The following is a 26951-nucleotide window of genomic DNA, read 5'->3' on the forward strand; positions in this document are numbered from 1 at the left end:
CTTCCGGCCTGGGCCGCCCTGGGACGTTGCCGTATCGTCGCGCCGCCGAGTATAGCGGTATGTGGCCGTTGGCACAAAGCGTCCGACCGGGCCAGGAGCGCAGGATGACGACCGGGGTCAAGGGCTATCCCCTTGCCTTTCACATCGCCCTCGACGGCAACGGCATCAACGGCCTGGAGGGCCTGGCCGGGGTGTGCCTGTTCCTCTACGACCCGGCGACCGGCAACCACGCCTACAAGGTGCGCTATTACGACGGCATCGCCGCCGGCCACGCGGTGGCGGTGAACCCGGCGGCGACGGTCGGCTTCCTCGGCAACGCCGGCCAGCACCTGCTGTTCTACGACGCGGGCACGCTCGACGAGATCGCCCGCATCTCGACGCTGCGGTTCGAGCCGACGCCGACCTCGCTGCAGGGCAGCACCCATGTCGTCTGGCTGTCGGACACCGCGTTCGTCACCGCCATCGGCGCCCATCTCTACCGCTTCGAACTCGACCGGCTGGAGAGTCCCGAGCGACTGGGCCCGCACGGGGTCAAGCTGCCGCACGCGATGAAGCGCAGCGCGTCCGGCCGCTACCTCTGCTACGGCTCGATGGACAGCCCGGCCGAGGGCGCGGCCGGCGAGGCCCGCCATGTCGGCATCTTCGACCTGGAAACCGGTGCGGTGCGGGTGGTGCCGCTGCCGGCGACCTGCTGGCACCTGGCCGTGCACGAGAGCGCGGACCTGTTCTATTGCATCTCGTTCCGGGTCGCGCCGCAGGACGGCGTCGACTGGCACGAATGGGGCATGGCTTTCCTGAAGGAATATGCCTTCGAGATTGACGCGGCGACCGGCCAGGTGCTGCGCCACTGGGCGGCCGGCCGCGAGGTTCCGGCGCACATCAACTCCGACGTCGCGTTGTCGTCCGGCGAGCTGATCTTCTGCAACGGCGCCAGCCAGTCGGTGGTGCTGCTGGACCGGGCGAGTTTCGCCCGCTTCCGCATCATCGACGAGCGGCCGGACTTCGCCGGCCAGCTCGCCCACCCGCGCGAGGTGGCGACCCAGCTCTACGACGTGTTCGCCCGCGGCAACTTCTTCACCAACAGCCGCCATTTCCTCGGCGCGCTCAGGGTCAGCCGCTTCACGCTGCTCGATTCGATCTATGCCTGTCAGCTCAACCGTGCGCAGGACCTGCTGTTCACCGCCAACCGCGGGCTGAACCACATCACGCTGTACGACTATCCCTCGACCGAGCGCCGGCTGCGGGTGCCGATGCCGCCGATCCAGGAGTTCGTGCCCTGGATCGGCCCGCAGGCCGACCCGCGGCTGGGCTTCCACCACAGCGTCGTCGTCGGCTGACGCAAGGTTTCACGTATCTGTGATGGGGCTCACTGTCGCCCCGGCACTGCGGTTCTATGCAACCGTCCGCAAGGGCAAAGCGGACGGGCAAGGCTCTCTGGCGCGCGATCCGACCGGCCAGTTTCACAGGCGAGGCAGTGCCCGTTTACAAAAAAGTCCGCAGAGAAATTGGTAAAATTTGGTATAAAACCCGACCATTCCTTAACCGCTCGGCAATGAATCGCCGTACCGGACAGCAAGATTCCGGACGGCCCAGCCTGGAGGCTGCCATGTCTGTTACGCGTCCCTTCCGGACCTTTGCGGCGACCGACCGACAAGGTCGCGATCTTGCGGCCCGCGTCAGCGGCCGCTCTCGCCGTCGCCACGGCTACTGGTCAACCTCTGCGTTGACCGCCGTGTCGATCGCCGGAGCGGTGCTGGCGAGCCCGGCGCTGGCCGGTCCCGAGGGCGGGGTGGTGGTCGAGGGCGAGGCCACGATCACCTACGGCGAGAACTCGATCGTTATCCAGCAGAACTCCGACCGGGTGATCATCGAGTGGCAGTCGTTCGACGTCGGTGCGAACGAGAGCGTGAACTTCATCCAGCCGTCGGAGCTGGCGGCGGCGCTGAACCGGGTGCTGTCGGGCGAGGCCTCGGTGATCCTGGGTTCGCTGACGGCGAACGGCCAGATCACGCTGGTCAACCCGGCCGGCACGTTCGGGGCTTTCATGAACATCGACGTGGCGGCGATCACGGCGACGACGCTGGACATCATCAACACCAACTTCATGGCCGGCGACCTGGTGTTCGACCAGTATGACGACCGGTTTGCCGATGCCAGCGTGACCAACGACGGCACGATCACGGTGGGCGACCGGGGTCTGGCGCCTTGGTGGCGCCGGGGGTGGCGAACAACGGCATCATCCAGGCGCGTACCGTGCGGTGGTGCTGGCGTCGGGCACGGCGGCGACGATCGACTTCTACGGCGACGGTCTGGTCAACTCTCGCGGTGACGGCGCCGACGCAGGCCGCGCCAGTGGACGCGAACGGCAAACCGCTGGACGCGCTGGTCAAAGGTTCGGGGCCAGATCTATGCCGACGGCGGCACGGTGATCCTGACCGCGGAGGCGGTGGCGGACTGGTCGACGAACGCGATCACCATGGACGGCGTGATCCAGGCGCGCTGATCCAGGCTGCAGATCGCGCCGGTCGGCGGCGACGGCGCCGGCGGCAGGTGTGGCGGGCACGCTCGACGCCTCCGGTGCGCAGGCCGGCACCGCCGGCGGCACGGTGCACGTGCTGGGCGACGCGGTGGCGCTGAACGCCGGCGCCGACATCGACGTCTCCTGGCCTGGCTGGCGGCGGCACCGCGCTGGTCGGCGGGGCGGCGCGCGGCGCCGCCCTCGACCCGCTCGACGCGATCGCCGGGCTGGACGCGGGACGCTACGACCGAGCAGCGAACCACTCACGATGCAGATGCATCGGCCGACAGCTCTCCGATCCGCGGCGAGGGCGACCGGTCATCGTCTTCCAGGCGCACTGACGCGTCCGGCCCATGGCGTTATCGACGACGACCTGGCGGCGGCTTTGAAGGCTCGCTGAGGTTCCCACCGACGCACCGGTGGTCATGGATACCGGCGCCGCGACTGGCTATATGCTCGCCGATCCCGGCGACGGTTCGCGTGTCCACACCGCAAGCACCGCCGCTGCACCGCGGGTGCGTCTGGAGATCGACGATGCCGTGATCGAGGCGTGCTGAACGGCGGCGGCACCTTCGAGCTGAATACGGACGCCTATGCGGAACCACCGCACCGGCCGCGTGGAATTCGGCGGCGGCGGCAATGTCACCATCACCAACAAATACCGGCACCATGGGGACGTTCATCATCCATGCTGCCGACACGATCGATACCATACAGGTCGGCTTCCTGACCAACGGCAGCACCGGCACTCAATTATGAAATTCGGCTTGCCGGCAGTATGTCGATTGCCAGCCCCGCCTCGGCAATCGTCAGATCACCGGCCAGGTCTTCAACACCGGCGGCGGCCACGTCATCTTCGATGCCGCCGACGACATCCGCATCGGCGATCCACTGGCATCGAAGCGGCGGCGATGTGACCGATCGCCCGCGGCGGCGACGGCGGCGGGCGGGTGATCTTCCGCACCGCCGACGGCTGGATCGATCTCCGCCGGCGGCACCGTCACCATCCAGACCGACACCCTGTGCAGATCGACCGCCAGCGCCACCTTCGATCCGCTGATCGATGCCGGCACCGGCACGGTGGCGTTGCTGCCGTTCACCACCGGCCGGGCGATCGACCTGGGGACGTTGGACGCGAACAGCCTGAGCCTGATCGAGTCCGACATCGACCGCATCGCCGCCGACGTGCTGCGCTTCGGCGACACAAACAGCGGCGACGATCAACATCAGCGCCGCCCTCAGCTCCGGCGCAGGCGGACCAACTGTCGCTGGCCAGCGGCGGCGCCGCCGTGGATGGCAACCCTCCGGCGCCGACGTGACCGCCACCGGCCTGGTCGGTGCAGGCGGCGACCAGCGACGGGCTTGAGACGGGCGGTCGGCAATCTGGCGTTCGATATCGGCGGCGTGGTCGCTCGCTGTCGACAACACGGGGTTGACCATTGCAACGGTGGACGGCATCTCGTTCTCGACCGCCAGCGGTGCCGTCACGTTGACCACCGCCAGCCCGACTCCTGCCAGCTCCGTGGTCGCCGGCGGCAGCATTTCTGCCACCGCGGGTTTAATCCGGGGCCATCGATACCGACAACCTCACGGTGAACGGGTTCGTGATTGTGCAGTCGACCGGCGGCGACGTGACGCTGCAGGCCGGCGACGACGTGGTTCTGGGCACCGCCGCCACCGTCAGCGCGAACGGCGCGCTGACCCTGACCGCCGGCCACGCCGATGGACGGCGACGGCGGGCTGTCCATCGCGTCATCGGCCCTGCTGGTCGGCAACCCGGTCAACCTGAACGCCGTCAACGACATCGCGCTGAGCCGGTTCCTTGCAGCCGGCAGCACCGTCAACGTCACCTCGACCGGCGGCGGCGTCTCGCTGGTCGATGCGTCGGGGACCTATTCGTTCGGCGCCCTGTCGGTGACCGCCGCTAATGGCATCAGCCTGGGTGCGATGGTCTCCACCACCGGCGCGCAGACATATGACAGCCCGGTGACCTTGACCGCCGACACGGTGCTGACCAGCACCGGCGCAGGCGACATCTCGTTCAACTCCACGATCAACGGCCTGTTCGGGCTGACGGTCAACACCGGCGGCACCACCGCGTTCAACGACGTGATCGGCGGCTCCGCCGGCGGCGACCGCCTCGGCAGTCTGACGACGGATGCCGGCGGCACCTCCGTGTTCAGCATCAACGGGACGACGCAGGTCAGCATTCAGAACGACGCGTTGTTCGGCGACGACGTCTCCATTTCCGGGAACAGCCAGATCTGGGAGTTCTTCGGCGACACCACCTTCGACGGCACCGTCGGCGGCAACGTGCAGATGCTCATGCGGGCGCACAATCCGCTGACCCTCGACGCCGCCGTGGAATTCCTGGCCTATCAGGTCGTCAGCGGCGGTCTGGTCACCGTCAACGGCGGCTCGGTCACGACCACCGGCAACGCTTTCCCGCTGGACATCCAGAACAATCTCGTCCTCGGGGCCGACACGGTGTTTTCCTCCCAGGGCCCCCTCATTTTCCGCGGTACGGTGGACGGCGCGTTTGCGATGACGCTGAACTCGCCGCGACGGACTGTGTTCCGAGGTGTCGTGGGCGGAACCACGCCGCTGACCAGCATCACCACGGATGCGCCCGGTACGACGGAGTTGGAGGGCGGGTCGATCACCTCGTCGGGCAACTCGCTGACCATCAACGATGCCACCATCCTGGGCGCAGACACGGTGATCACCGACGCCGGCGCCGTCACGTTCAACAACACGGTCGACGGCGCCTTCGCCCTGACGATCGATGCCGGGGGCGACGTGACGTTCGGCGGCGCAGTCGGCGGGACCGATCCGCTCACCAGCCTCACCGTCGGGACCGATGCCGCGATCAACGTCAATGGCACAATCACGACGGACAACGGCAATGTGACCTTCGATGCCGACGTCATGGCGATCGCGGCCACACTGAATGCCGGCGCCGGAATCGTCGCTCTGCGGCCGCGCACGGCGGGCGAGACCATCAGCCTGGGGACGGAGACGGCCGGCAGCCTGGCTCGACCGACGCCGAACTGGACCTTATCGCGGCGAGCATCCTGCGCATCGGCAGCGCGAGTGCCGGCAGCATCGATTTCACCGCCGCAATCAGCCCGGCGGGCACCGACACCCTGTCGCTGATCACCGGCGACGAAATCCTGAACACCAATGCCGGCATCGACGTGCAGGTCGCCAACCTGGCCCTGCAGGCGGTCAACGGCATCGGCAACGACTCGCAGATCGACATGGACGTCGACACGGTCGCCGCCCTGGAACACGACCGAGGGCGGCATTGCCCTGATCGAGAGCTTCACCGGCGGCGACCTGATGTCGGCACCGTCGACGGCGTCGTCGGCATCCGCAACACGGCGTCGGCCGGCTTCAGCCCGATCCTCGCCATCCAGTTGGAGACCAACAACGGCGACCCGACCGTCAACAGCGACATCTTCACGTCGCGCCGCAACATCTTCCTCGTCGCGCAGTTCGGCAACGGGCGGACGGCGTGCAGACCTTCACCAACAACGCCAACATCACCAGCGCGGACAGCGGCGCCAACGCCACAACGGCAAGATCGACATCCGCGCCGGCAACATGACGCTGTCGGCCGGCAGCACCATCACGGCCGTGAACCGCGTGATCCTGGAGGACGACCCGGCCTCGAACACCTACACGGTCGCGATCGATCTCGGCGGCAGCGACGGCGTCGCCACGCTGGGCCTGACCCAGGATGAGCTCGACACCGTCACCACCGCCGGCGTGCTGCAGATCGGCAACAGCGGCTCGGGCAACATCACCGTCGAGCCCGATTGCGCTCGATCCCGCCAAGGTCACCACCCTGGATTCTGGAGACGGGCGGATCGCTGTCGGCCTCAACCGGCAGCAGTCCGCACATCACGGTCGAGAGCCTGGCGCTGCGCACCGGCGCCGGCATCGGGATCGCCACCGCCGTCGACAACCTGGCCTCAAACACCGGCGGCACCTTCGTCGTGCTCAACAATCAGGGCGACCTGACAATCACCGCGGTAGACGGGCTGACGGCGTCGACGAATGGCAGCAGCTTAGGCAGCGGAATCAGCGCTCTGGGCGTGCTGACATTCGCCGCCGACACCAGCAGCACCGCAAGCGGCAGCTACCTGGCCACAACCAGCATCGACGTTGCCAACGGCGTCACGGTCAGCTCTGGCATCCTGCTCGCCTTCGAGGCACCGACAGTAAACCTGGACGGCGACCTGATTGGCACCAACGGGATCTCCGGCTCGGCAACGACCGTCAACGTTCTGAGCGACACCGGCGGCGCCGAGGTCCAGGACGCGATCTACGTGGCGCGGGCGGGCGCCCTGGCCGGCGACAACGTGACCATCGACATCGCCGCCGGCACCTATGCCAGCTTCGTGGTGCCGTTCTCGCACCCCAACCCGACCATCATCGGCGCCGGCAACGACGCCGGTTCGATCACCACGATCGAGACCGGCTCACCCGCGATCACCATCGCCGCCAACGGCACGACGATCCAGGACATGTTGCTGACCTCCGGCGCCGGCATCGACATCGGCATCCTGCTGGACGGCGCCACGACGCCGTTCCTGACCGGCATCAATATCGTCAACGTCGATTTCACAGCCTCAGCTTCGGGGTCCTCAGCACGGGCAATATCGGCAACGGCGGCGGCGGCATCGACGTGACCATCCATGGCAACGCCAACGACGACCGCGCCGTTTTCGAGGATATGACGCAGGCCGCCATCGCCGCGGGCGACGTGGACAATGACGCGGTCTATCTGATCAAGGATCTGATCATCCAGGACGGCAGCGACGCCGACGACCTGTCGGCCGGCATCGACGGCATCGCGCTGGGCAGTCTCGGGGCGGCGACGATCCAGGGCGTGAACATGACCCACAACGCCGGCTTCGACGGCATCTTCGTCGGGCCGACGCTGACCGACGCGACCATCCTGATCGCGTCCCGATGCCGACGACGCCAACACGCTCCGGGGCTTGAGCGACGGCATCGATATCAGCACACTCAGCGGCGGCAGTTTCACCGTGCAGGGCAACGACCTGATTCGGCGACGACGACGGCTTCGACGTCAACGGCTCGATCACCAGCGGTGCAAATGTCAGCGTGATCGACAACACCAGCATCGCTGGCAACGAGGATGGCCTGGACTTCGGATCGATCCTGGTGGTGTCGTCACCGTTTCGGGCAATCAGTCGATCACGGGCGCCGCCAGCGACGCCATCGAGTTCGAAGGCGTGATCGGCCTGGGTTCGACCGTCAGCGTCACCAACAACGTCAACCTCATCGGCTACGAAGACGGCATCGATGTCTTCGATCTGACCAGCGGCACTTTCGCGGTCGCCAACAACGCCAAGATCCAGGGCCAGACCCTGAACGGTATCGGGTTCAACGGGTTCATCTTCGGCACGGCGCAGGTCTCGGTGCACGACAATACCGACATCCTGGGCGACATCTTCGGGATCGCGTTCAGCGAGGAGATTCTTGGGGACACATCCGTCAGCATCGATCGCAACGGCACGGCAACGCAGGGCGGCACGGCCTACGATGGAACCGCCCAGGTCAGCCTGGCGACGTTCTTACCGACGGGGCGGATCGAGGGCGGCATCGCATTCTCCGCCATCTCCGGGAATGCGGCGCTGACCGTCAGCCGCAACATCATCAGCGGCGGCAACGACGATGGCATCGGGTTCGCCGGTGCGATCAATTCGACGAATGCGACGGCCGTGCACAACAACTTCGTCCTCGACAACGGCGGCAACGGCGTCTCGTTCACCAGCACCGTCGGCAGCGCGGTCGAAGTGTTTCAAAACTTCATCGCCGGCAACGGCGGCAACGGGGTCAACGTCGGGCGGGGCGATATCGGCACCGGTCTGCTGCTGGTGCAGCAGAACTTCCTGCCCGGCTCCGGCTTCGCGCAAGGCAACGGCGGCTTCGGCTACAGCCAGCTTCGGCACCGGCACGCCGGATATCGAGGGCAACTGGTGGGGCACCGCGCTGGCGGCGCTGGTGCCGGGCACGATCAACGGCGCGGCGACACCGGCGCAGGTTCTGTCCACCGGGCTCGATTCCAATGTCGAGGGTCCGCTCGGCGTGACCGCATTCGACCCGCTGTCTGCCTTCCAGAACGACGGCCTGGTCGCGCCGATCGTGCCGCCGGCCGGCAACGATGTGGTCTTCCTCGCCGATGCGTTGCTGGTCGATATCCTGCGCCAGACCAACGACGAGGCGGCGCTGGCGACCCGCTGGCCGGGCGCGCGGGTGCGGATTCCGGCAACGTGTTCGACAACGTCTTCGCCGATCCGTACAGCTTCCTGGCCGAGGGCAGCCTGAACGACCTTGCCCCGGCGGCGGGCGGCGCGAACTGCCAGCTGCTGCCGACCGATGGCGGCGTCGCCCTGGCGTGCAATGCCGGCGGCGGCGGGAGCAGGGCGGCGAGGGCGGTCTGCCCGACCTGGAGCCGGCGGCCGGCGTGGCGCGCCGGCGCTGGATCCGGGGCTGACCCTTGCAGGACCTGCTGAATATGTGGCTGTTCAACTTCGGCACCGCGCTGGACAGCCCGGTCGCCGACCTGCCGGCGGCTGCAAGCCCGACGCCGCCTGAGCCGAGGCGTCACCGAGACCGGCCGCGGGGCGCGTCGCGTTCCGCGGACCGGCGGGCCGTGCGGGCGTTCACTGGCGCCAGTCGCCGTTTACAATTCTCCCGGCGACAATAACTTAAATTCTCAGTTAAATACGCTCCGTACATAGCCAGGAGCGAAGTTTCGCACGTTGAGCGGACTTGCGGCGACCGAGGCTGATTCAAGGGGGATTGGTCGATGCGTCGTTCGCATGCAGATTCACTTGTGCAATTCCAGGTTGATCGCCGGACCGGGCCGGCACATGTCGGCCGCCCCGCGAAATGGGTGATCGCGCCGTCGTCGCGCGCTGCGCTCCACCAGCGCACTGACCCTGGCGGCCTTCGCGGCCGTGCCGCTGCTGGCACCCACCGCCTCCCTGCCCTGCCGCAGAACGGCACGGTTGTGGAGGGCGATGCGACCATCGTCTACGGCGACAACTCGATCGTCATCCAGCAGGCGTCGGACCGGGTGATCATCGAGTGGGACCGTTCGACATCGCGGCGCACGAGAGCGTGCATTTCGACCAGACCGCGTTCATGGCGGCGCTTTAACCGGGTGCTGTCGGGCGAGGCCCTCGGTGATCCTGGGCTCGCTGAGCGGCGCCGGCTCGATCACGCTGGTCAACCCGGCCGGCATCAGCTTCGGCGCCAGCGCGACTGTGGACGTCGGCGCGATCACGGCGACGACGCTGGACATCCTGAACAGCCGGTTCATGGCCGACGAGCTGGTGTTCGACGGCTATAACGACCGTTTCGCGACCGCCAGCGTGATCAACGACGGCACGATCACGTGGCGGACCAGGGCTTGGCGGCGCTGGCTGTGCCTGGCGTGGCAAACAACGGCGTGATCCAGGCACGGGCCGGCGCGTGGTGCTGGCTTCCGGCACGGCGGCGACGGTGGACTTCTACGGCGACGGGTTGATCAACTTCGCGCTGACTGCGCCGACCCAGGCCGGCCCGGTGGACGCCAACGGCAACCCGCTGGACGCGCTGGTTGCGAACTCGGGCCAGATCTATGCCGACGGCGGCACGGTGATCCTGGCGGCGGGCGCGGTGGCCGGCATCGTCGACAGCGCGATCAACATGGATGGGGTGATCCAGGCGCGGTCGGTGCAGTGGGCCGCGACGGCCAGATCGCGCTGGTGGCAGAGGAAGGCGCCGGCGCCGTGCAGGTGGCCGGCGTGCTCGACGCCTCGGCGGTGCGGAGGCCGGCGTTGCCGGCGGCACGGTGCATGTGCTGGGCGACTCGGTGGCGCTGAACGCGGGCGCGGACGTCGACGTCTCCGGCCCGGCCGGCGGCGGCGAGGCGCTCATCGGCGGCGGCTTCGCCAGCGGCGCGGCGGCGCCGGGCGCCGGACTGCAATATGTGCGCGACGGGGAAGTCACCACGATCGTGGCCGACCCCGGCTTCGCCGCCGGCGGCTACCTGCCGTCGGCCAGCATCGCCTATGTCGACGCCGGCGCCAGCGTGCATGCCGACGCGACCGACAGCGGCGACGGCGGCGCGGTTGCGGTATGGGCGCGCGACGAGGTCCGGTTCCATGGCCTGCTTAGCGTGCAGGGCGGCGCGAGCGGCGGCAACGGCGGCCTGGTCGAGGTGTCGACCGCCGGCGGCGGCGTCATCGATGGCACGGCGCTGGCCGGGGCGGCTGCCGGCAACGGCGGGCAGTTCCTGATCGACCCGCAGAACGTCTGCGTCGCGGCGGCCGGCAACTGCGGCTTCGGCGCCGGCTTCCTGCTGATCACGCCGACCACGATCCAGAATTTCTTCGCCGGCACGCCTGGCGGGACGTTCGAGGTCCGCACCGACCTGGCCAACCCGGCGGGCAACGAGGGCGACATCATCATCGCCAACAGTCTGAACATCGTGGCCACCGGCAGCGGCAGCCTGCTGCGCTTCCTTGCCCACGACGACATCTCCCTGAACGGCGCCGTCAACATCTTCAACAGCGGCGCAGCGCTGAACATCGAGATGATCGCCGAGGCGTTCGGCGGCACGCCCGACGTCCAGCAGATCTTCATCGACGGCGACATCACCACCAACGGCGGCACCTTCCTCGCCAGTGCCGAGACCTTCATCACCGACAACGACGACGACACCATCTCGACGGGCGGCGGCGACGTCACCATCCTGGCCAACGTGCTCACCTTCGCGCAGAGCAACACGCTCAACCCCGGCGAGATCGTGATCAATGCCGGCAGCGGCAAGGTGCAGTTCGACCGGGTCGACCCGGGCGAGTTCAGCCTGGGCGACGACAACGGCGGCACCCATCTGAGCCAGGCGGAGATCCGCGCGATCCGCGCCGGTGTGCTGGTGGTCGGCGAGGGCGGCGGCGACCAGATCGCCAACCACGACGTGCAGGTCAACCTGATCAACGTCGCCAACGTCAACACGAACCTTAGTAGTGCCATCAGCGGCCAGGTCCGTCTGTACGCGCTGGAGGGCAACAACGGCGACGTCGAGTTCAGCGGCGCCAACACTTTCGTTTCGCTGGCGGCGTTTGCCGACGACAACGTGCTGCTGCTTGACGATGGCATTATCAGCATCACCGGCGGCGTCGGCGCGATCGCCGCACTGGCGGCCGGCGACAACATCGAACTGCGCGCACGCACCTTGGTCACCACGAATGGCGGGGCGGTATCGCTGGGCGCCGGCACCAACGAGTCGACCGACACGGTGCTGCTCGACGGCGACGTCACCACCAACGGCGGCCGGTTCTCGTCTGTGAGCAGGGACTTCATCATCGACGACGACGGCGACACGCTCTCGACCGCCGGTGGCAAGGTCGAGATCCAGACCGACAGTATCGACATCGACAGCAACAACGCCGCGGTGGCGGCGATCGACGCCGGCAACGGCTCGGTCTACTTCTATCGTACCACGCCGGGCACGGTCGGCCTGGGCCAGGCGGCCGGCCAGTTCCAGCTGACCCAGGGCGAGATCGACCAGATCAACGCCCACGACCTGACCATCGGCGACCCGGACAACGGCATCGTCGGCGACGACCTCAACGGCCACAGCAACCAGATCACCGACATCGCGCTGCTGAACGTCGACTTCACCGACAACGGTGCCAACGACCAGGGCATCTCGACGCTGGTGCGGCTGTTCGCGCTGCGCGCGCCGGAGAGCGCCGACATCACGATGACGGGCAACATCATCGTGCCGCAGCTGCGCGCCCAGGCGAACGATCAGGTCATCGTCAACGCCTCGGGCAACCTCAATCCGGCCCTGCTCAGCGAACTGGGCACGATCCACCTGATCGCCCAGGCCGGCGCCACCCAGCCGGGGCTGACGATCAACGGCGCGATCACGGCGGCGACCAACTTCCACGCCGACTCGCAGCAGGTCAGCCTCGACGCCAACATTATCGCCCCGGGCGGCATCACCGGCAGCGCCCAGCTGGTCACCGTGGTCGGCGCGACCAACGGCGCGCAGATCAACGACGCGCTCGGCATGATCACGACCAGCGCGACACCGGGCTCGCCGGCGCATGTCAACGTCGGCGACGGCATCTACAACGAAGCCGTGGTGGTGACCAAGAACAACGTGGTCCTGACCGGCGGCCTCGGCGCGATCGTGCAGCCGGCCAGCCCCGGCTTCACCATCAACGCCACCGGCGTCACCATCGACGGCTTCAGCTATTCCGGCACCGGCGGCGATTCAGCCATTCTGCTCACCGGAGCGGCGGACGACGTGATCATCCGCAACGGTGCCATCACCGGGACCTCCGGCGCGGCCGCCGCCGGGATCGAAGTCGACGTCACGGTGACAGCAGCGCTCGACCTGACTGTCGACAACGTGACGATGACCGGCGTTAGCGGTTTCGGGATCAGGATCGACCCGGCGCTGAATGGCGCCAACATTGCGATCACCGGCAGCACGGTCGCCGGGGCGGCCGACGGCATCCGCTTCGCCAACATCACCGACTCGACGGTGTCGATCGGCGGCCTGCTGCTCGGCGACGGCAACAGCATCACTGGCGGCGGCACCGGCATCGCCACCGGCAGCATCAGTGGCGGCAGCTTCGTCGTCGCCGGCAACAGCTTGGTGCGCGGCTCCTCGGGCTTTGTCTTCGGCGCGCTGTCGAACAACGCGCTGGTGGCCATCGTGAACAACAACGAGATCCGCGGGACGGTCGTCGATGGCATTGGCATTCTGCAGGTCACCGACAGCACGGTGGCCATCGCCGGCAACGCCGGCATCTTCGGCAACGACGACGGCATCTTCGTCAGCAACGCGATCGCCAACTCCAGCTTCACCGTTGGCAGCACGAATGTGACGATCGGCGGCACGCCGACGGCCTTCGTCGGCAATGGCACCATCCAGGGCCAGAACGACGGCTTCGACATCGACAGGATCGACAACAGCGTATTCAGGGTGGCCGACAACACCCTGATCCGCGGCGTCAACGGTGATGGCTTCGAGTTCGACAACCTGATCCAGAACGGCGCGAGCATCGAGATCGTCGGCAACGACGAGGTTCGCGGCGGCACGCGTGCCATCCATTTCGAGCAGGCGATCACCGACAGCAGCGTCACCATTGCCGGCAACACCACGATGCTGGGCGACGCCAACGATGGCATCCGCTTCAGCGGCACGCTGACCGGCGACACCGTGCTGATCGGCGGCTTGGCGGGGTCCGACGCCAACAGCATCCGCGGCGCCCAGGGCGGCATCTTCGCCGGCAACATCGCCGGCGGCAGCTTCCTCGTCATCGGTAACACCCTGGTCCGCGGCGACACCCAGGAGGGCATCCTGACCGGCGTGCTCTCCGCCGGCCTGACGTTCGGCATCGCCGGCAATTCCGAGATTCGCGGCGGAATCGACGCCATCGGCATCGGTCAGGTGGTCGGCAGCAGCACGGTGGCGATCGCGGACAACTTCCTGATCGAGGGCGAAAGCGGCGACGGCGTGTTCGTCTCGACCGACATCACGGATTCCGTGTTCCGGGTCGGGTCCGCCACCCTCACGGTCGGGGGCATTCCGACACTGTTCGGCGGCAACGGGACGATCCGCGGACACGAGAACGCCTTCGACATCGACCAGATCGTCAACAGCACGTTCGCGATTACCAACAACGCGCTGGTCCAGGGCGTGACGCAGGAAGCGATCCAGTTCGACAACACGATCGGCGGCGGCGCGAACATCGAGGTCCGGTCGAACACCACGGTCCACGGCGCCACCGACGGCATCGCCTTCCAGCAGACGGTGACCGACAGCACCGTCACGATTGCCGGCAACGTGATCGCCGGCGACAGCGAGAACGGCATCCGCTTTGCCGCAGCGCTGACCGGCGACACCGTGCTGATCGGCGGCCTCGGCGCGGGCGATGCCAATAACATCGCTGGCGGCAAGGTCGGCCTCGTCACGGGCAACATCGACGGGGGCAGCTTCGTCGTCGCCGGCAACGCGCTGATCAAGGGCACGCTGTTCTCCGGCATCCAGATCGGGGCGCTCAGCAACGGCCTGCTCTTCGGCATCGTCGGCAACACCGAGATCCGCGGCGTCGGCCTCGACGGCATCGACGTGCTGCAGGTCAACGGCAGCACGGTCGCCATCGCCGGCAACGACGGGATCTTCGGCGACGCCGACGACGGCATCTTCATCGGCAATGGAGTCTTCGACTCCACATTCATCGTCGGCACCGCGACGGTGGACGTCGCCGGAACGCCAACCGTCTTCGGCGGCAACGGCCAGATCGTCGCCAGGAACGACGGCATGGACATCGATCGGATCGACAACAGCACGTTCCGCATCGCCGACAACACGCTGATCCGCGGCACGGCCGGCGAGGGTCTGGAATTCGACAACACGATCCAGAACGGCGCGGTCGTCGAGGTAGCGGGCAATGTCGACATCCTTGGCGCGACGAGCGGCATCGCGTTCCAGGCCAGCATCACCGGTGGCAGCGTGCTGATCGACCGGAACGGGACGGCCGACCAGAACGGGGCGCCCTATGACGGCACCGCACCGGTGGACCTGGCAACCTTCGTGCCGACCGGCTCGATTGCCGGCGCCAGCGGCGCGGCCGTGTCGTTCTCCGACATCGCCGGCGATGCGGCGGTGACGGTTTCGCGCAACATCCTGACCGGCAGCCAGATCGGGGTCCTGTTCGGCACCGTAAGCTCAACCGGTACCACCGCGGTGCACAACAACTTCGTGCTGAACAACCTGTTCGACGGCCTGCGCTTCGAAGGCAACGTGACCGGACGGGTCGAGGTGTTCCAGAACTTCATCGCCGACAACATCGATGACGGTATTGAGATCTCCGTCGGCGCCGATGTCGGCGCCGGCAACCTCGTGATCCAGCAGAACTTCCTGCCCGGCGCCGGTTTCCTCAACGGCAACGGCGGCTTTGCGGTCAAGCACGGCGGCACCGGCACCATCGACATCGAAGGCAACTGGTGGGGCTCGATCGCGGCCGCCGACATCGCCACCGTGCTGGACAACGTGCCGCTGCCGGCGCTGGTGGTGGCGACCGGTGACGATACCAACGTGCCGGGCGTGCTCGGCGTGACCGGGCTGGACCCGTTCGCTTTCCAGAACGCGGTGCTGGTCGGGCCGTTCGTGCCTGGCGGCGGCGAAGTGCTGGGCTTCCTGGCCCAGGCGCTGCTGGTCGGTGTCCTGGAGCAGTCGTCAGGCGAGGCGACCCCGGGCGACCGCGTCGCCGGCCGGGCCGGTCCGGATGCCGGCAACGTCTTCACCAACGTGTTCGGCGAGGCCTACAGCCTGTTCGGTGAGGGCAGCCTGGCCGACCTGGCGCCGGCGGCGGGCGGCGAGGCCTGCACGCTGAGCCCGGTCGAGGGCGGCGTGTCGCTGGGTTGCGGCGCCGGCGGCGGTGGCGGCGGCACCGGCGAGGGCGGCCTGCCGAACCTGGAGCCGGCCGCGGGCGGTGCGCCGGCAATCGACCCGGGCCTGAACCTGCAGGACCTGCTGAACATGTGGCTGTTCAACTTCGGCACGCCGCTTGACGGCCCGGTCGCCGGGCTGGACGGGGCGGCGGCGGAGGAGGGCGCCTAAGCCGGGTCGCCGGCGATCAGCTTCGCGGCGGCGTCCATCATCCGGCGCAGGTTGCGCGGCACGATCACCGTGACCACGCTCTCGACGAAGCCGGCGACCTGACGCTCGAGCGGGCCGGCAACGGCCCGCAGGGCGCCGGGCGCCAGCTCGAACCGGCCGGCGAAGGTGACGCGCGTGCCGCGTCCGCCCATCGCCGGCTCGAACGCCGTGCTGCCATCGCAGCGGATCTTGTCGGGCAGCACCGACGGTTCGATCTGCCAGCGGCAGATTCGCGCCGCCTCGTCCCAGCTGTTGCGATCGATCCAGCTGACCGCGTCCGCGCCCAGCGGCTTGTGCAGGAAACCGGGGATACGCTGGCCGGAACGCCAGCGGTTGACCAGGCGGACGCATGCCGGGTCTGCATCGTCGCGTTCGACCACCTCGATGCTGTCGATGTCGTCGATCATCGCCGCCAGCTCCGGCAGGCGGTCGCGCACGGTGCGCCACAAGGCGTCGGGCGGCTGCTTGACCACGACGGTGTCGCGGAATTCCTTCATGCCGCACCCGCAGCAGGCAGGGCCGCGGCAGCCCCGCGATGGCGCACGGCATAGACGTCGTCGTGCAGGCGCAGGCCGGCGCGGACCTCGCGGGAAACATGCGGGCTCGCCGCCAGCCAGGAGATCGCCTCGGCCAGTGCGGCGCGGGCTGGGTGCGGCCGGTAGCCGAGCGCCCGGGCGCGGGCGTCGTCGTACCAGTACCAGCGGCCAACCATGGCGGCCTGGTCGCGGGTGGTCAGCGGCCGGCGCCGGCGCGCCCGGGCGACCGCCTCCTCGGTCGCGGCGGCGAGATAGGCGGCGCCGTGGGTGAGGGAAAGCCGGGGCGGCGCCACGCCGGCCAGCTCGGCGACGAGGCCATGGAGCTGCGGCCATGCCAGGTTCTCGCCGCCGAGGAGATAGGCGGCACCGGGCGTCCCGCGCAGTGCCAGCAGCCGGTGGCCGGCCGCGACATCGGCCGCCGCGGCGATATTGCAGCCGCCCGGCCAGGTCAGCCGCAGCGGGTCGGCCAGATAGGCGACGACCAGGCCGTTGCTGGGGCCGAGCGCGGTGCCGTGCGGCCCCACCGTCACGGTCGGGCAGGCCGCGACCAGATCGAGGCCGAGCGCCTCGGCCTGAGCGAAGGCCCGGGCGTGCTGGCGCACCTTGGCGCGGACATAGGCGTTGGCGTCGCTGTCCTGGGCAAGCGCCGCGGTCTCGTCGCGTGCCGCCAGCCGGTCGCTGTGGCCGTAGACCACGGACGACGAGGTCAGCACCACGCGGCCGACGCCAGCCCGGCGCGCGGCCGCCAGCACGCTGTCGGTGGCGGCCAGCGCTTCGTCGAGCTCGCGTTCGCGGCGACGGTCGTAGGTGAAGTGCATCGCGGTGTGGAACAACACGTCGACGCCGGCGAGGGTGGCGGCGAGGGCGTCCGCGTCCGCCAGCGCCAGCCGGCGGATGTCGACGTCGACGCCGCCAAGCGCGGCAAGGTCGCTGCTCGGTCGGGCAATGGCCAGCACATCGTCGCCGGCGGCCAGCAGGCAGCGCACCAGGTTGGCGCCGATCAGCCCGCCGGCGCCGGTGACCGCCGCCTTCATGTCAACGCCTCCGCCAGCCGGGCCGGCGCCGCGATGCCGTCGCGGGCGACAGCGGCGGCAAGGTCGCTGATGAACGCACCGAACGCCGCGACGGCAGCCTGCCATTGCGCCGCTGCGCCGGCCGTGTCCGCCTCCGCGTTCGCCCCGGCGGGACCGACGAAATGGCGGAATCCATCGTCGTCGATGCGGTCGGGCTCGCCGGCACCGCCCGGCATCGCCAACCCGCCGCGCCGGGCCAGCACGCCCTCCAGCTTTTCGCCGAGCGCGACCGCGAGCCGTTCGATCGCCTCGGCCGGCAGCGCCTCGGTGTCGCGCGGATGCGCCGGTTCGTGCCAGTCGCGGCCGATGTGCACCGCGCGGCCTTCGACCAGCGCCTCGAAATTGGCCAGCGTGCGATCGAAGAAGGTCTTGTAGGCGTGGGTGACCAGCGCCGCCTTCAACGCCGGGGCGAGGTCCAGGTTCACCGCCTGCCAGAACGGCGGCAGCGTGAACAGCTGCCGGCCGGCGATGCGGACGGCGGTGCCGCGGGCGCTGCGGGTGAAGGTGACCACGCCGTCGTCGTGGACGGCGGAGCCGTTCGCACTGGCGATGGTCTTCCAGTACATGCGATGGCGATCGGCGCCATAGTCGCAGATCTCGATCTTGCCGACGTCGATCGGCTTGCCCTGGTACAGGACCAGGTCGTTGGGCTGCGGCAGGTAGAGATTGCGTTCGACCTGGCGCAGCACGCGCCCCTGGCGGTCGCGCGCGGTCGGCACCACCACGCCGCCGACATAGTCGTTCATGAACTGGATGGTGCGGGCGACGTCGACCCGGGCGACGAACAGGTCGAACGGAATCGGCAGGTCGCGCGCGTAGCTGAAAACGGTGGCACCGTCGACCTCGCGCCAGGTCAGGTCCTCCGCCGCCGGCGCGACGCCGTCGAGCAGGGCGGCCAACCGGTCCAGCTCCGGCCGGATCGCGGCATAGTCGGCGGCGCGGTAGACGGCAGGATCGAAGCCGAGCGGCACGACCCGGCGGCGGATCGCATCCTTGTCGAACAGCACCCGCCAGCCGTCGAGCCACTGGCCGGCGGCGCTGATGGCGGCATTGGCCAGCACCAGCAGCGACAGCGCCAGCGGGTCGTCGTCGGTGCCGGCGAAGAACCGGCTGACATGCGGGTTGACCCGGGCGTCGACCACGTTCTTCAAGGGAAACAGCCCGGTATCGAGGGTCTGCAGCCAGGGCGCGACCAGCCGGTCGCCGACCGGCAGCGCGGCGCGGGCGCGGGCCGCGGCCGTCAGCGCCGGCGGCACGTTGCGCCAGCCCGGCCATGGCGCCAGGCTGCCGTCGACGGTGTAGGGCTCCGGCAGGCCGATGCCGGCGAACACGCGGTCGGCAAGCGGCGAGCCGTGCGGGTCGAGGCCCATCTTCAGCGCGCCGGCATAGTCGGCGAGGGGCGCGCTGGTGCTGGCGATCACACAACCGGCGGCGATCGGCTGCGGCGCGCGGGCGCCGCCGCTGCCGTGGGCGGCGGTCACCGCATCGATCACGGCGAAGTGCACCGGCGTCGCGCGCAGCAGGTCGCAGACCGCGTCACCCGCGTCCATCCGGCGCCGGTAGTAGTGGTCCTTGTCGGCCAACGGTAGCGCGCCGAGCAGGGCGTCGAGGCACAGTGCATAGGTCTCGCGCTCGTCGGTGCGGGCGCCGGCGACGACGATGCGGAAGCCGGCGTCCAGCCAGCGCCGGGCAAGCGGGCTGCCCCGCAGCACGCCGCCGGAAGGGAACGGCGCATCGATCAGGTCCTCGGCCAGGTCGACGACGTCGTAGGCGCGGCCCTGCGGCGTGACATAGCGATAGCCGAGCAGGTCGGCGCGCACCGCGACGTCGCGGTTCTCGGCCCAGCCGTCGGCGGAATCGGCGGTGCCGCAGAGGGCGACGTCGGTGTAGCCCCGATCGTGCAGCAGGTCGACCAGGCCCTCGACCAGCGCCGGGTCGGCCGCTGCCGGCGATCCTGCCGCGAAGCCGCCCATGTCGGCGAGGATGAGCACCGGCAAGGCCGCCGGTTCGACGGTGCCGTTGCCGCAAACGTCGGCCAGCGCCCGCCACAGTCCCGCCCGCGCGACCGCATCGGCCAGCAGGTCGGACCCCGCCCGGGCCGGGTCCGCGACGACGGCGACGGTGGCCGTCACCGTTCAGTCCTTGGCGGCCTTCTCGGCCGGCTTGTCGTCGAGGCCGAAGGCGGAGGCGGCCCAGCGCGCATAGTCGACCCAGGCCTGCAGCAGGCCCGCTGTCGCCGCCACCGAGCCGCGCACGCCCAGCGCATAGATGTCGCGGGCCAGCGCCTCGGGCGAGGTCTCGCCACGGCCGAACGCCTGCAACGCGCGGGCATAGGCCTCCAGCGCCTCGCCGCCACGCACGCTGTACGTGCGCAGGCCGTCGCGGCCCACCGTCTTCAGGTCGTCCCAGGATGCTGCCATCGCCCCACCTCCATGTGCCGGTTGCGGGTGCAGGACGGCAAGGTAGCGGGCCGCGGCCGGCTTTCCAACCGGCGCGTCAGCGCGCCGCGACCACCATCACCTCGACCAGCAGCGTGTCGACCGCCAGCTTCGCCTCGGTGCAGGCCCGCGCCGGCGTGTTGCCGGGTGACACCCAGGCGTCCCACACCGAGTTCATCGCCGCGAAATCGGCGATGTTGCGCAGCCAGACCTGGGCGCTGAGCAGCTTGGTCTTGTCGGTGCCGGCGGCGGCCAGCAGCCGGTCGACCTTGGCCAGCACCTGGCGGGTCTGGGTGACCACGTCGGCATTCTGGTCGTCGGCGACCTGGCCGGCGAGATAGACGGTGTCGCCGTGGACGACGCACTGGCTCATGCGCGGGCCGACGTCGGATCGCTGGATGGTCATGGGTGTTCCTTCCCTTTGGTGGCGGTGATAGTGCGTGTCGCGGCGACCGTCGCGGGGTCGAGCGCCGGGATCGGATTCGGCCGGCCGGCAAGCAGCGCGGCGACGTAGTCGGCCATGCCGGGCGCCGACTGGATGCCGTAGCCGCCCTGGCCGGCGAGCCAGAAGAAGCCGTCGACCGCGCCGTCCCAGCCGACCACCGGGTTGCCGTCGCCGACGAAGCTGCGCAGGCCGGCCCACTTGTGCAGCACGCGCCGGACGGCGATGTCGAGCGCATGCTCCAGCCGGTCGACCGCGACCGCCACGTCGATCTCGTCGGGCTGGGCGTCGCAGGGCTCGACCGGGGTCTGGTCGGCGGGCGAGACCAGCAGGTCGCCGACCTCGGCCCGGAAGTAGTAGGTTTCGGCCACGTCCGAGACCAGCGGCCAACGGCGCACGTCGTGGCCCGCGGGCGCCGGCACGATGACGGCGGTGCGGCGCTTCGGCTGCAGGCCGCGCGGGCGGGCGCCGGCCAGTGCGGCGACCCGGTCGGCCCAGGCGCCGGCGGCGTCGACCACGATGTCGGCGGCGAAATCGCCGGCGGGCGTCTCGATCCGCCAGCCATCGGCCCGCCGCGTCAGCGCGCGCACCCGGGCATCGGTGACGATCCGGCCGCCGAGGGCGCGGAAGCCGCGCAGATAGCCCTGGTGGATCGCCGCCACGTCCATCGCCATGGCGTCGTTCTCCATCGCCGCGCGGGTCAGCGCGGCGGGGCGCAGCAGCGGCACCATGGCGCGCGCCGCCGCGACGCCGATCGCGCTGAGCATCGGATGGCGCGAAAGCTCGGCCTCCAGCAGCGCCTCGTCGCCGGGGGCGGCGACCAGCATCACCGGCCGCGGCGTCAGCAGCGGCACCTCGGCGAAGCCCGGCGGCGGCGCCATGAAGAAGGCGCGGCTGGCGCCGGTCAGGGCATTGATCGGCTGCGGCCCGTAGGACTCCAGGTACATCGCCGCCGACCGACCGGTGGAGTGGTAGCCCGGCTGTGCTTCCGCCTCGACGATCGTGATCGCCGCCGTCGCCGCGGTCGGCCGCGATGCGCCACGCCGCGGACGCACCGGCGATGCCGCCGCCGACGACGGCGATCCGGGGGTCAGCCATGACGGGCGCCCGCGCCGCGATACACGTTCAATCGCCGAGCCCCCTGGCCATCGCCTCGATCACGGTGACGGCCGAGGCGGCGCCGGGATCGACATGGCCGCGCGCCCGGTCGCCGAGCCGCATCGCGCGACCCTTGGTGGCAACCATTGCCTTGGTCGCTTCCGCGCCGCCGCGGGCGGCCTCCAGTGCGGCGGACAGGCCGGCGGCGAAGTCGCGGCCCGCCGCCTGGGCCTCGGCCATTGCCGCGGCCGCAGGCACCCAGGCGTCGATCATGGTCTTCTCGCCGACCTCGGCCTTGCCGCGGTCCTGGATGCCCTTGGCCATGGCCTGGAAGGCGGCCGCCATGTCGGCATCGTCGAGCGCCGGCTTGCCCTTGACCGCGGCACCGGCCCGCATGAACGCCGTGGCATAGAGCGGGCCGGAGGACGCGCCGACGGCGTTGAGGAACGACTTGGCGGCGGCATTGAGCACCGCGGTCGGCTCGCTGCCGGCCTCGAGCTTGCCCAGCGCCTCGCGCACCGCACCGAAACCGAGTGCCATGGCGATGCCATGGTCGGCGTCGCCGATCACGCCGTCGAGCTGGCACAGGCGCTCCTTGTCCGCCTCGATGGCGGTGGCGATCGCGTCGAACATCGCGATCAGGCGGGCGGAGTCGTAGGTTGCCATCCGGTCCCCCGCGGTCAGTTGGCGCGGAACATGGCGCAGTCGCAGGGATGGTCCAGCATCTGCTGCAGCTCGCCGTCAAGGTGGTGCAGCGTGATCGAGGCGCCGGCCATTTCCAGCGAGGTGCAGTAGGGCCCGACCCAGGTGGCGTAGACCTCGACGCCGATGTCGTCGAGCCGCTGCTTCACCCGCCGGTTCATGATGTAGAGCTCCATCAGCGAGGTGGAGCCGAGCGAGTTGACCAGCACCGCCACCCGGTCGCCGCGCGACGGGCTCATCTCGCCGAGGATGGCGTCGAGCATGGTGTCGCTGATCGAATCGGCGCTGGTCAGCTTGCCGCGGGCGATGCCCGGCTCGCCGTGGATGCCCATGCCGATCTCCATCTCGTCCGGGCCGATCTCGAAATTCGGCTTGCGGGTCTGCGGCAGCGAGCAGGGGCCGAGCGCGACGCCCATGGTGTAGGTCTGCGCATTGGCCTTGCGGGCGACGCGCTCGCATTCGTCGAAGTCCATCATCATGTCGCAGGCCGCACCGGCGGCCTTGAAGATGAAGAAGTTGCCGGCGACGCCGCGCCGGTCGGCGATGCGGTCGCGCGGGGCGGAGGCGACGTCGTCGGTCGACAGCACCGTGCGCACCGCGATGTCGTCCATCGCCGCCATCTCGGCGGCCATGTCGAAGTTCATCACGTCGCCGGCGTAGTTGCCGTACATGAACAGCACGCCCGCACCGCCGCTGACCGCCTTGGCGCATTCGAGGATCGGGTCGGGCGGCGGCGACGCGAACACGTTGCCGATGGCGGCCGCATCGGCGAGACCGCGGCCGACATAGCCGAGGAAGGTCGGCTCGTGGCCGGACCCGCCGCCGATGACCAGGCCGACCTTGCCCGGCCGCGGCCCGTCGACCGCGATCACCGAGCGCGGGCTGCCGTCGACCTGGCGCAGGTGGCGCGGATGGGCGGCGACGATGCCCTCCAGCATCTCCTCGATGACCCGGTCCGGGCCGTTCATGATTTTCTTGGTTTCAGCCAAATGGTCCTCCCCCCGCCGCCGTGCGGCAGCCTTCGATCCGCGCTTGCGCCGGATGCGAAACATCGCCGATGCGCGCACGGATGTCATGCCCCAGTTCGCCAATCCGCGCGCGAATGCTAAACACACCGGGCGGCACCGGGCCGCGGCGCGAGGGCAAGGGGACATGGCGGACTATCTGCTGGGCATCGACAGCGGGCTGACCGTCACCAAGGCGGTGCTGTTCGACTCGGGCGGACGGGTCGTCGCCGTCGGCCGGCGCGCGGTGCCGCGCATCCAGCCACGTGCGCGCCATGTCGAGCGCGACATGGCCGCACTGTGGCGCGAATCCGCGGCGGCGATCCGCGATGCGATCGCCCAGGCCGGCGTGGCGCCGGGCGCGGTCGCCGCGATCGGCGTCACCGGCCATGGCGACGGCCTCTATCTGCTCGGCGACGATCTGGCGCCGCTGGGCAATGCCATCGTCTCGCTCGACACCCGCGCGGCCGAGGTGCTGGACGGCTGGCGGGCCGACGGCACCATGGCGGCGGCGCTGCGGGCGACCGGGCAGCAGCCCTATGCGGCGGCGCCGGCGGCGCTGCTGGCCTGGCTGCGGCGGCACGAGCCGGAGCGCTACGGCCGCATCCGCTGGGTGCTGTCGTGCAAGGATTGGCTGCGCTTCTGCCTGGCCGGTGCGATCGCGACCGACCTGACCGAAGCCAGCGTCTCGTTCACCGACTATCGCAGCCAGACTTACAGCGACGAGGCCTTCGCCCTGTACGGGCTGCCGGCGATGGCACGTGCGACGCCTGAGATGCTGGCGCCGGCGGCGGTCGCCGGGCAGGTGACGGCGGCCGCGGCGGCAATGACGGGCCTTGCCGCAGGCACGCCGGTGGTCGCCGGCTTGCACGACGTCACCGCGTCGGCGATCGGCTCCGGTGTCGCCGAGACCGGCCGGCTGTCGATCGTCGCCGGCACCTTCAGCATCAACCAGGTCTTCTCCGACCGGCCGCAGCCGTCGACGGAATGGTACTGCCGCAGCGGCTTTGCCCGCAGCCTGTGGCTGAACATGGCGATCTCGCCGGCCTCCAGCGCCAACATCGACTGGATGGTGCGGACGCTGTGCCCCGACGCGGTCGCGCGCGCCGCGGCGGAGGGCGGCACTGCCTTCGACCACCTGGAGCCGGAGATCGCGGCGGCATTCGCCGGCGACAGCACCGTCGTCTACCACCCGTTCCTCTATGGCTCGCCGCACGGCGACGACGCCACCGCCGGCTTTCTCGGCGTGCAGGGCTGGCACGACCGCGGCCACCTGATCCGGGCCCTGTACGAGGGCGTGGTGTTCAACCATCGCACCCATGTGGATGCGCTGCGCAGCGCCTTTCCGATGACCTCGGCCCGGCTTTGCGGCGGCGGCGCGCGCAGCTCGCGGCTGTGCCAGCTGTTCGCCGACACGCTGGGACTCGACATCGAGGTGGTGGATGCGGAGGAGACCGGCGCGCTCGGCGCCGCGCTGTGCGCCGCCGTGGGCGTCGGGCGTTACGGGTCGCTGGCCGAGGCATCCGCGGCCGCGGTGAAGCTGCAGCGCCGCTACCGCAGCGACCCGGCGCGCGCGGCCGATCTGGACGCCCGCTATGCCCGCTATCGCGGCTCGATCGACGCCGTGGCGCCGATCTGGAAAAGCCTGCGCGGGCAATAGGCGGTGGCCATGCCGGAGACAGGCGAGACGGGCGCGGCCCGGCGGGCGCGGTTGCTGGCGGCGGCGCGGGCGCGCGGCCGCTTTCCTGTGGTGATCGTCGGCGCCGGCATCAATGGCCTCGGCACCTTTCGCGACCTCTGCCTGCAGGGAGTCGACTGCCTGATCGTCGACCGCGGCGACTATTGCTCCGGCACCAGCGCGGCGCCGTCGCGGATGATCCATGGCGGCCTGAAGTACCTGGAGACCGGCGAGTTCCGGCTGGTGGCGGAATCGGTGCGCGAGCGCAATCGGCTGCTGCGCAACGCCCCGCACCTGGTCCGGCCGCTGGAGATGGTGATCCCGCTGCCGCGTCGGTTCGGCGGCGAGCTGGCCTCGGCGCTGCGCTTCCTGGGGTTGAAGACGAAGATGCGCCGGCGCGGCAAGCTGATCATCGAGGCCGGGCTGACCGCCTACGACTTCTTCGGCCGCAAGACCCGGGTGATGCCGCCGCATCGCAGCATCTCGCGCGCCGAGCTCTATGCCACGCTGCCGGATCTGGCCGAGGGCATGATCGGCGGCAGCTCGTATTTCGATGCCCAGATCGCGATTCCGGAGCGGCTGGGGGTGGAACTGGCGCTGGACGGGATGGCGGCCAATCCGGCCAGCGTCGCGCTGAACCACGTTGCAGTGGAGGGCCGCGACGGTACCGCATTGCGGCTGGTCGACCGGATCGGCGGCGACGCCTTCACCGTCCAACCCGACCTCGTGATCAACGCGGCCGGGCCGTGGATCGACCGCACCAACCGGGCGATGGCGGCCGAAAGCACCCTGATCGGCGGCACCAAGGGCTCGCACCTGCTGCTCGACCTGCCGGCGCTGCGCGACGAACTCGGCGACCGCATGGTCTATTTCGATCCCGGCGACGGCCGGCTGCTGCTGGTCGCGCAGCTCGAGGGCCGGGTGCTGCTGGGGTCGACCGACATCCCGGCCGACGACCCGGACGCCGCGGTCTGCGGCGACGACGAAATCGACTACATGCTGGACGGGCTGCGCGCCGTGTTCCCGCGAATCGGCGCCACCCGTCGGCACATCGTCTTCACCTATTGCGGGGTGCGCCCGCTGCCGCGCGGCGACAGCAGCGACCCCGGCGCGATCAGCCGCGACCATTCGATCGCGGTGGCCGAGCCAGCAGGCGACCGCAGCTTCCCGATCCTGTCGCTGGTCGGCGGCAAGTGGACCACGTTCCGCGCCTTCGCAGAACAGACCGCCGACATGGTCCTCGCGCGGCTCGGCGCCCCGCGGCGCACGGGCACCCTGGAGCTGGCCATCGGCGGCGGTCACGGGCTTTCCAACCGCGCCGAGGACTGGTCGCGGCTGCACGCCGAGGTCGCGGAGCGGCTGGGCGGAGACGGCACGCGCGCCTGGGCGCTGGTCCGGCGCTTCGGCGCGCGGTCGCTTGAGGCCGTGCCCTATTGCCGTGGAAGCGCCGACCCGTTGACCACGCTGCCCGGGATCGGCCGCGGCGAGATCGCGTTCATGGCGGAAACGGAGCAGGTCGAGCACATCGCCGACCTGGCGCTGCGGCGGACGTCGATCGCGCTCGCCGGGCACTTGACAAGCGCGGCGGTGCGGGAACTCGCCGAAGTCGTCGGCGAGCTGCGCGGCTGGGACGCGGCGCGGCGGGACGCCGAGGCCGAGGGCCTGGCCGAGGCGATGCTGCGGCGTCACCGCATCGACATCGCGACCGGTCGGCTGGTATAGCGCGGCACACGAGCGCGGCCGGCCGCGCG

At 69.8% G+C, this 26951-nt stretch carries 20 protein-coding genes; 11 read left to right on the forward strand and 9 right to left on the reverse strand.

The window, feature by feature from the left end; translation table 11 throughout:
- The first annotated feature begins 104 nt into the window (after positions 1–104).
- The 3 genes from R3F55_03420 (at position 105) to R3F55_03430 (ending at position 3075) form a co-directional block, all read left to right on the forward strand.
- Entirely contained in the window at positions 105–1337 is a 1233-nt protein-coding gene (locus R3F55_03420) for a hypothetical protein (GenBank protein ID MEZ5666481.1), read from the forward strand.
- A gap of 395 nt (positions 1338–1732) precedes the next feature.
- Positions 1733–2329 carry a filamentous hemagglutinin N-terminal domain-containing protein gene (locus tag R3F55_03425; GenBank protein MEZ5666482.1) on the forward strand — a complete coding sequence of 199 codons (597 nt, stop codon included), beginning with the start codon at positions 1733–1735 and terminating at the stop codon, positions 2327–2329.
- 608 nt (positions 2330–2937) lie between these two features.
- Positions 2938–3075 (forward strand): hypothetical protein, encoded by a 138-nt coding sequence (locus tag R3F55_03430; protein MEZ5666483.1) that lies wholly within the window; start codon positions 2938–2940, stop codon positions 3073–3075.
- 196 nt (positions 3076–3271) lie between these two features.
- Here R3F55_03430 and R3F55_03435 read toward each other — a convergent pair whose 3' ends face one another.
- Positions 3272–4069, reverse strand: coding sequence for a hypothetical protein (locus tag R3F55_03435; GenBank protein ID MEZ5666484.1), 798 nt, complete (start codon positions 4067–4069; stop codon positions 3272–3274).
- Between the two features lie 171 nt (positions 4070–4240).
- On the opposite strand from R3F55_03435, the gene R3F55_03440 reads away from it, so the two are divergent.
- The 6 genes from R3F55_03440 to R3F55_03465 all read left to right on the forward strand — a co-directional run bounded on the left by R3F55_03440 (position 4241) and on the right by R3F55_03465 (position 16190).
- A complete protein-coding gene (locus R3F55_03440) occupies positions 4241–5674 on the forward strand; it encodes a hypothetical protein (protein ID MEZ5666485.1) in 1434 nt (477 codons plus the stop codon).
- Positions 5675–5715: 41 nt separating this feature from the next.
- Positions 5716–6264, forward strand: a complete 549-nt coding sequence (locus R3F55_03445) for a hypothetical protein (GenBank protein ID MEZ5666486.1) — start codon at positions 5716–5718, stop codon at positions 6262–6264.
- Between the two features lie 75 nt (positions 6265–6339).
- Positions 6340–7215, forward strand: a complete 876-nt coding sequence (locus tag R3F55_03450) for a hypothetical protein (GenBank protein ID MEZ5666487.1) — start codon at positions 6340–6342, stop codon at positions 7213–7215.
- Between the two features lie 312 nt (positions 7216–7527).
- Positions 7528–9069, forward strand: a complete 1542-nt coding sequence (locus tag R3F55_03455) for a hypothetical protein (protein MEZ5666488.1) — start codon at positions 7528–7530, stop codon at positions 9067–9069.
- 675 nt (positions 9070–9744) lie between these two features.
- The gene (locus tag R3F55_03460) at positions 9745–10014 is read left to right on the forward strand and encodes a filamentous hemagglutinin N-terminal domain-containing protein (GenBank protein ID MEZ5666489.1); all 270 of its coding nucleotides are present in this window, start codon (positions 9745–9747) and stop codon (positions 10012–10014) included.
- Between the two features lie 380 nt (positions 10015–10394).
- On the forward strand, positions 10395–16190 hold the full coding sequence (locus R3F55_03465) for a hypothetical protein (protein ID MEZ5666490.1): 5796 nt from the start codon (positions 10395–10397) through the stop codon (positions 16188–16190).
- Here the strand turns inward: R3F55_03465 and R3F55_03470 are convergent.
- The 8 genes from R3F55_03470 to R3F55_03505 all read right to left on the reverse strand — a co-directional run bounded on the left by R3F55_03470 (position 16187) and on the right by R3F55_03505 (position 23486).
- Complete coding sequence (locus R3F55_03470) at positions 16187–16726, reverse strand: SRPBCC family protein (GenBank protein MEZ5666491.1); 540 nt, start codon at positions 16724–16726, stop codon at positions 16187–16189. The two genes, R3F55_03465 and R3F55_03470, sit on opposite strands and share 4 nt — an antisense overlap.
- The gene (locus tag R3F55_03475; GenBank protein MEZ5666492.1) at positions 16723–17799 is read right to left on the reverse strand and encodes an NAD-dependent epimerase/dehydratase family protein; all 1077 of its coding nucleotides are present in this window, start codon (positions 17797–17799) and stop codon (positions 16723–16725) included. The genes R3F55_03470 and R3F55_03475 overlap by 4 nt, the downstream gene beginning before the upstream one ends.
- Positions 17796–19970: a DUF362 domain-containing protein gene (locus tag R3F55_03480; GenBank protein MEZ5666493.1), complete on the reverse strand. Its 2175-nt coding sequence runs from the start codon at positions 19968–19970 to the stop codon at positions 17796–17798. Before R3F55_03480 ends, R3F55_03475 begins: the two co-directional genes overlap by 4 nt.
- A 3-nt stretch (positions 19971–19973) precedes the next feature.
- Positions 19974–20258, reverse strand: a complete 285-nt coding sequence (locus tag R3F55_03485; protein MEZ5666494.1) for a hypothetical protein — start codon at positions 20256–20258, stop codon at positions 19974–19976.
- A 76-nt stretch (positions 20259–20334) separates the two neighbouring features.
- Entirely contained in the window at positions 20335–20682 is a 348-nt protein-coding gene (locus R3F55_03490; protein ID MEZ5666495.1) for a RidA family protein, read from the reverse strand.
- Positions 20679–21773, reverse strand: a complete 1095-nt coding sequence (locus tag R3F55_03495; protein MEZ5666496.1) for an FAD-binding oxidoreductase — start codon at positions 21771–21773, stop codon at positions 20679–20681. The genes R3F55_03490 and R3F55_03495 overlap by 4 nt, the downstream gene beginning before the upstream one ends.
- Before the next feature lie 70 nt (positions 21774–21843).
- Positions 21844–22482 (reverse strand): dihydroxyacetone kinase subunit DhaL, encoded by a 639-nt coding sequence (gene dhaL, locus R3F55_03500; GenBank protein MEZ5666497.1) that lies wholly within the window; start codon positions 22480–22482, stop codon positions 21844–21846.
- Positions 22483–22496: 14 nt separating this feature from the next.
- Positions 22497–23486 (reverse strand): dihydroxyacetone kinase subunit DhaK, encoded by a 990-nt coding sequence (locus R3F55_03505; GenBank protein MEZ5666498.1) that lies wholly within the window; start codon positions 23484–23486, stop codon positions 22497–22499.
- Between the two features lie 184 nt (positions 23487–23670).
- Between R3F55_03505 and R3F55_03510 the strand changes: the two genes are divergently transcribed.
- Both R3F55_03510 and R3F55_03515 read left to right on the forward strand, forming a co-directional pair.
- Positions 23671–25182 carry an FGGY-family carbohydrate kinase gene (locus R3F55_03510; protein ID MEZ5666499.1) on the forward strand — a complete coding sequence of 504 codons (1512 nt, stop codon included), beginning with the start codon at positions 23671–23673 and terminating at the stop codon, positions 25180–25182.
- Between the two features lie 9 nt (positions 25183–25191).
- The gene (locus R3F55_03515; GenBank protein ID MEZ5666500.1) at positions 25192–26922 is read left to right on the forward strand and encodes a glycerol-3-phosphate dehydrogenase/oxidase; all 1731 of its coding nucleotides are present in this window, start codon (positions 25192–25194) and stop codon (positions 26920–26922) included.
- Positions 26923–26951: the final 29 nt, after the last annotated feature.

The organism is Alphaproteobacteria bacterium, from assembly GCA_041396705.1.
GTDB lineage: Bacteria > Pseudomonadota > Alphaproteobacteria > CALKHQ01 > CALKHQ01 > CALKHQ01.

Excerpts from the sequence above, each read along its gene's own strand:
- R3F55_03515 (MEZ5666500.1), top strand. The coding sequence starts at position 25,192 with ATGCCGGAGACAGGCGAGACGGGCGCGGCCCGGCGGGCGCGGTTGCTG.
- R3F55_03420 (MEZ5666481.1), top strand. The coding sequence starts at position 105 with ATGACGACCGGGGTCAAGGGCTATCCCCTTGCCTTTCACATCGCCCTC.
- dhaL (MEZ5666497.1), bottom strand. The coding sequence starts at position 22,482 with ATGGCAACCTACGACTCCGCCCGCCTGATCGCGATGTTCGACGCGATC.
- R3F55_03470 (MEZ5666491.1), bottom strand. The coding sequence starts at position 16,726 with ATGAAGGAATTCCGCGACACCGTCGTGGTCAAGCAGCCGCCCGACGCC.
- R3F55_03475 (MEZ5666492.1), bottom strand. The coding sequence starts at position 17,799 with ATGAAGGCGGCGGTCACCGGCGCCGGCGGGCTGATCGGCGCCAACCTG.
- R3F55_03505 (MEZ5666498.1), bottom strand. The coding sequence starts at position 23,486 with ATGAACGGCCCGGACCGGGTCATCGAGGAGATGCTGGAGGGCATCGTC.
- R3F55_03440 (MEZ5666485.1), top strand. The coding sequence starts at position 4,241 with ATGGACGGCGACGGCGGGCTGTCCATCGCGTCATCGGCCCTGCTGGTC.
- R3F55_03485 (MEZ5666494.1), bottom strand. The coding sequence starts at position 20,258 with ATGGCAGCATCCTGGGACGACCTGAAGACGGTGGGCCGCGACGGCCTG.
- R3F55_03490 (MEZ5666495.1), bottom strand. The coding sequence starts at position 20,682 with ATGACCATCCAGCGATCCGACGTCGGCCCGCGCATGAGCCAGTGCGTC.
- R3F55_03510 (MEZ5666499.1), top strand. The coding sequence starts at position 23,671 with ATGGCGGACTATCTGCTGGGCATCGACAGCGGGCTGACCGTCACCAAG.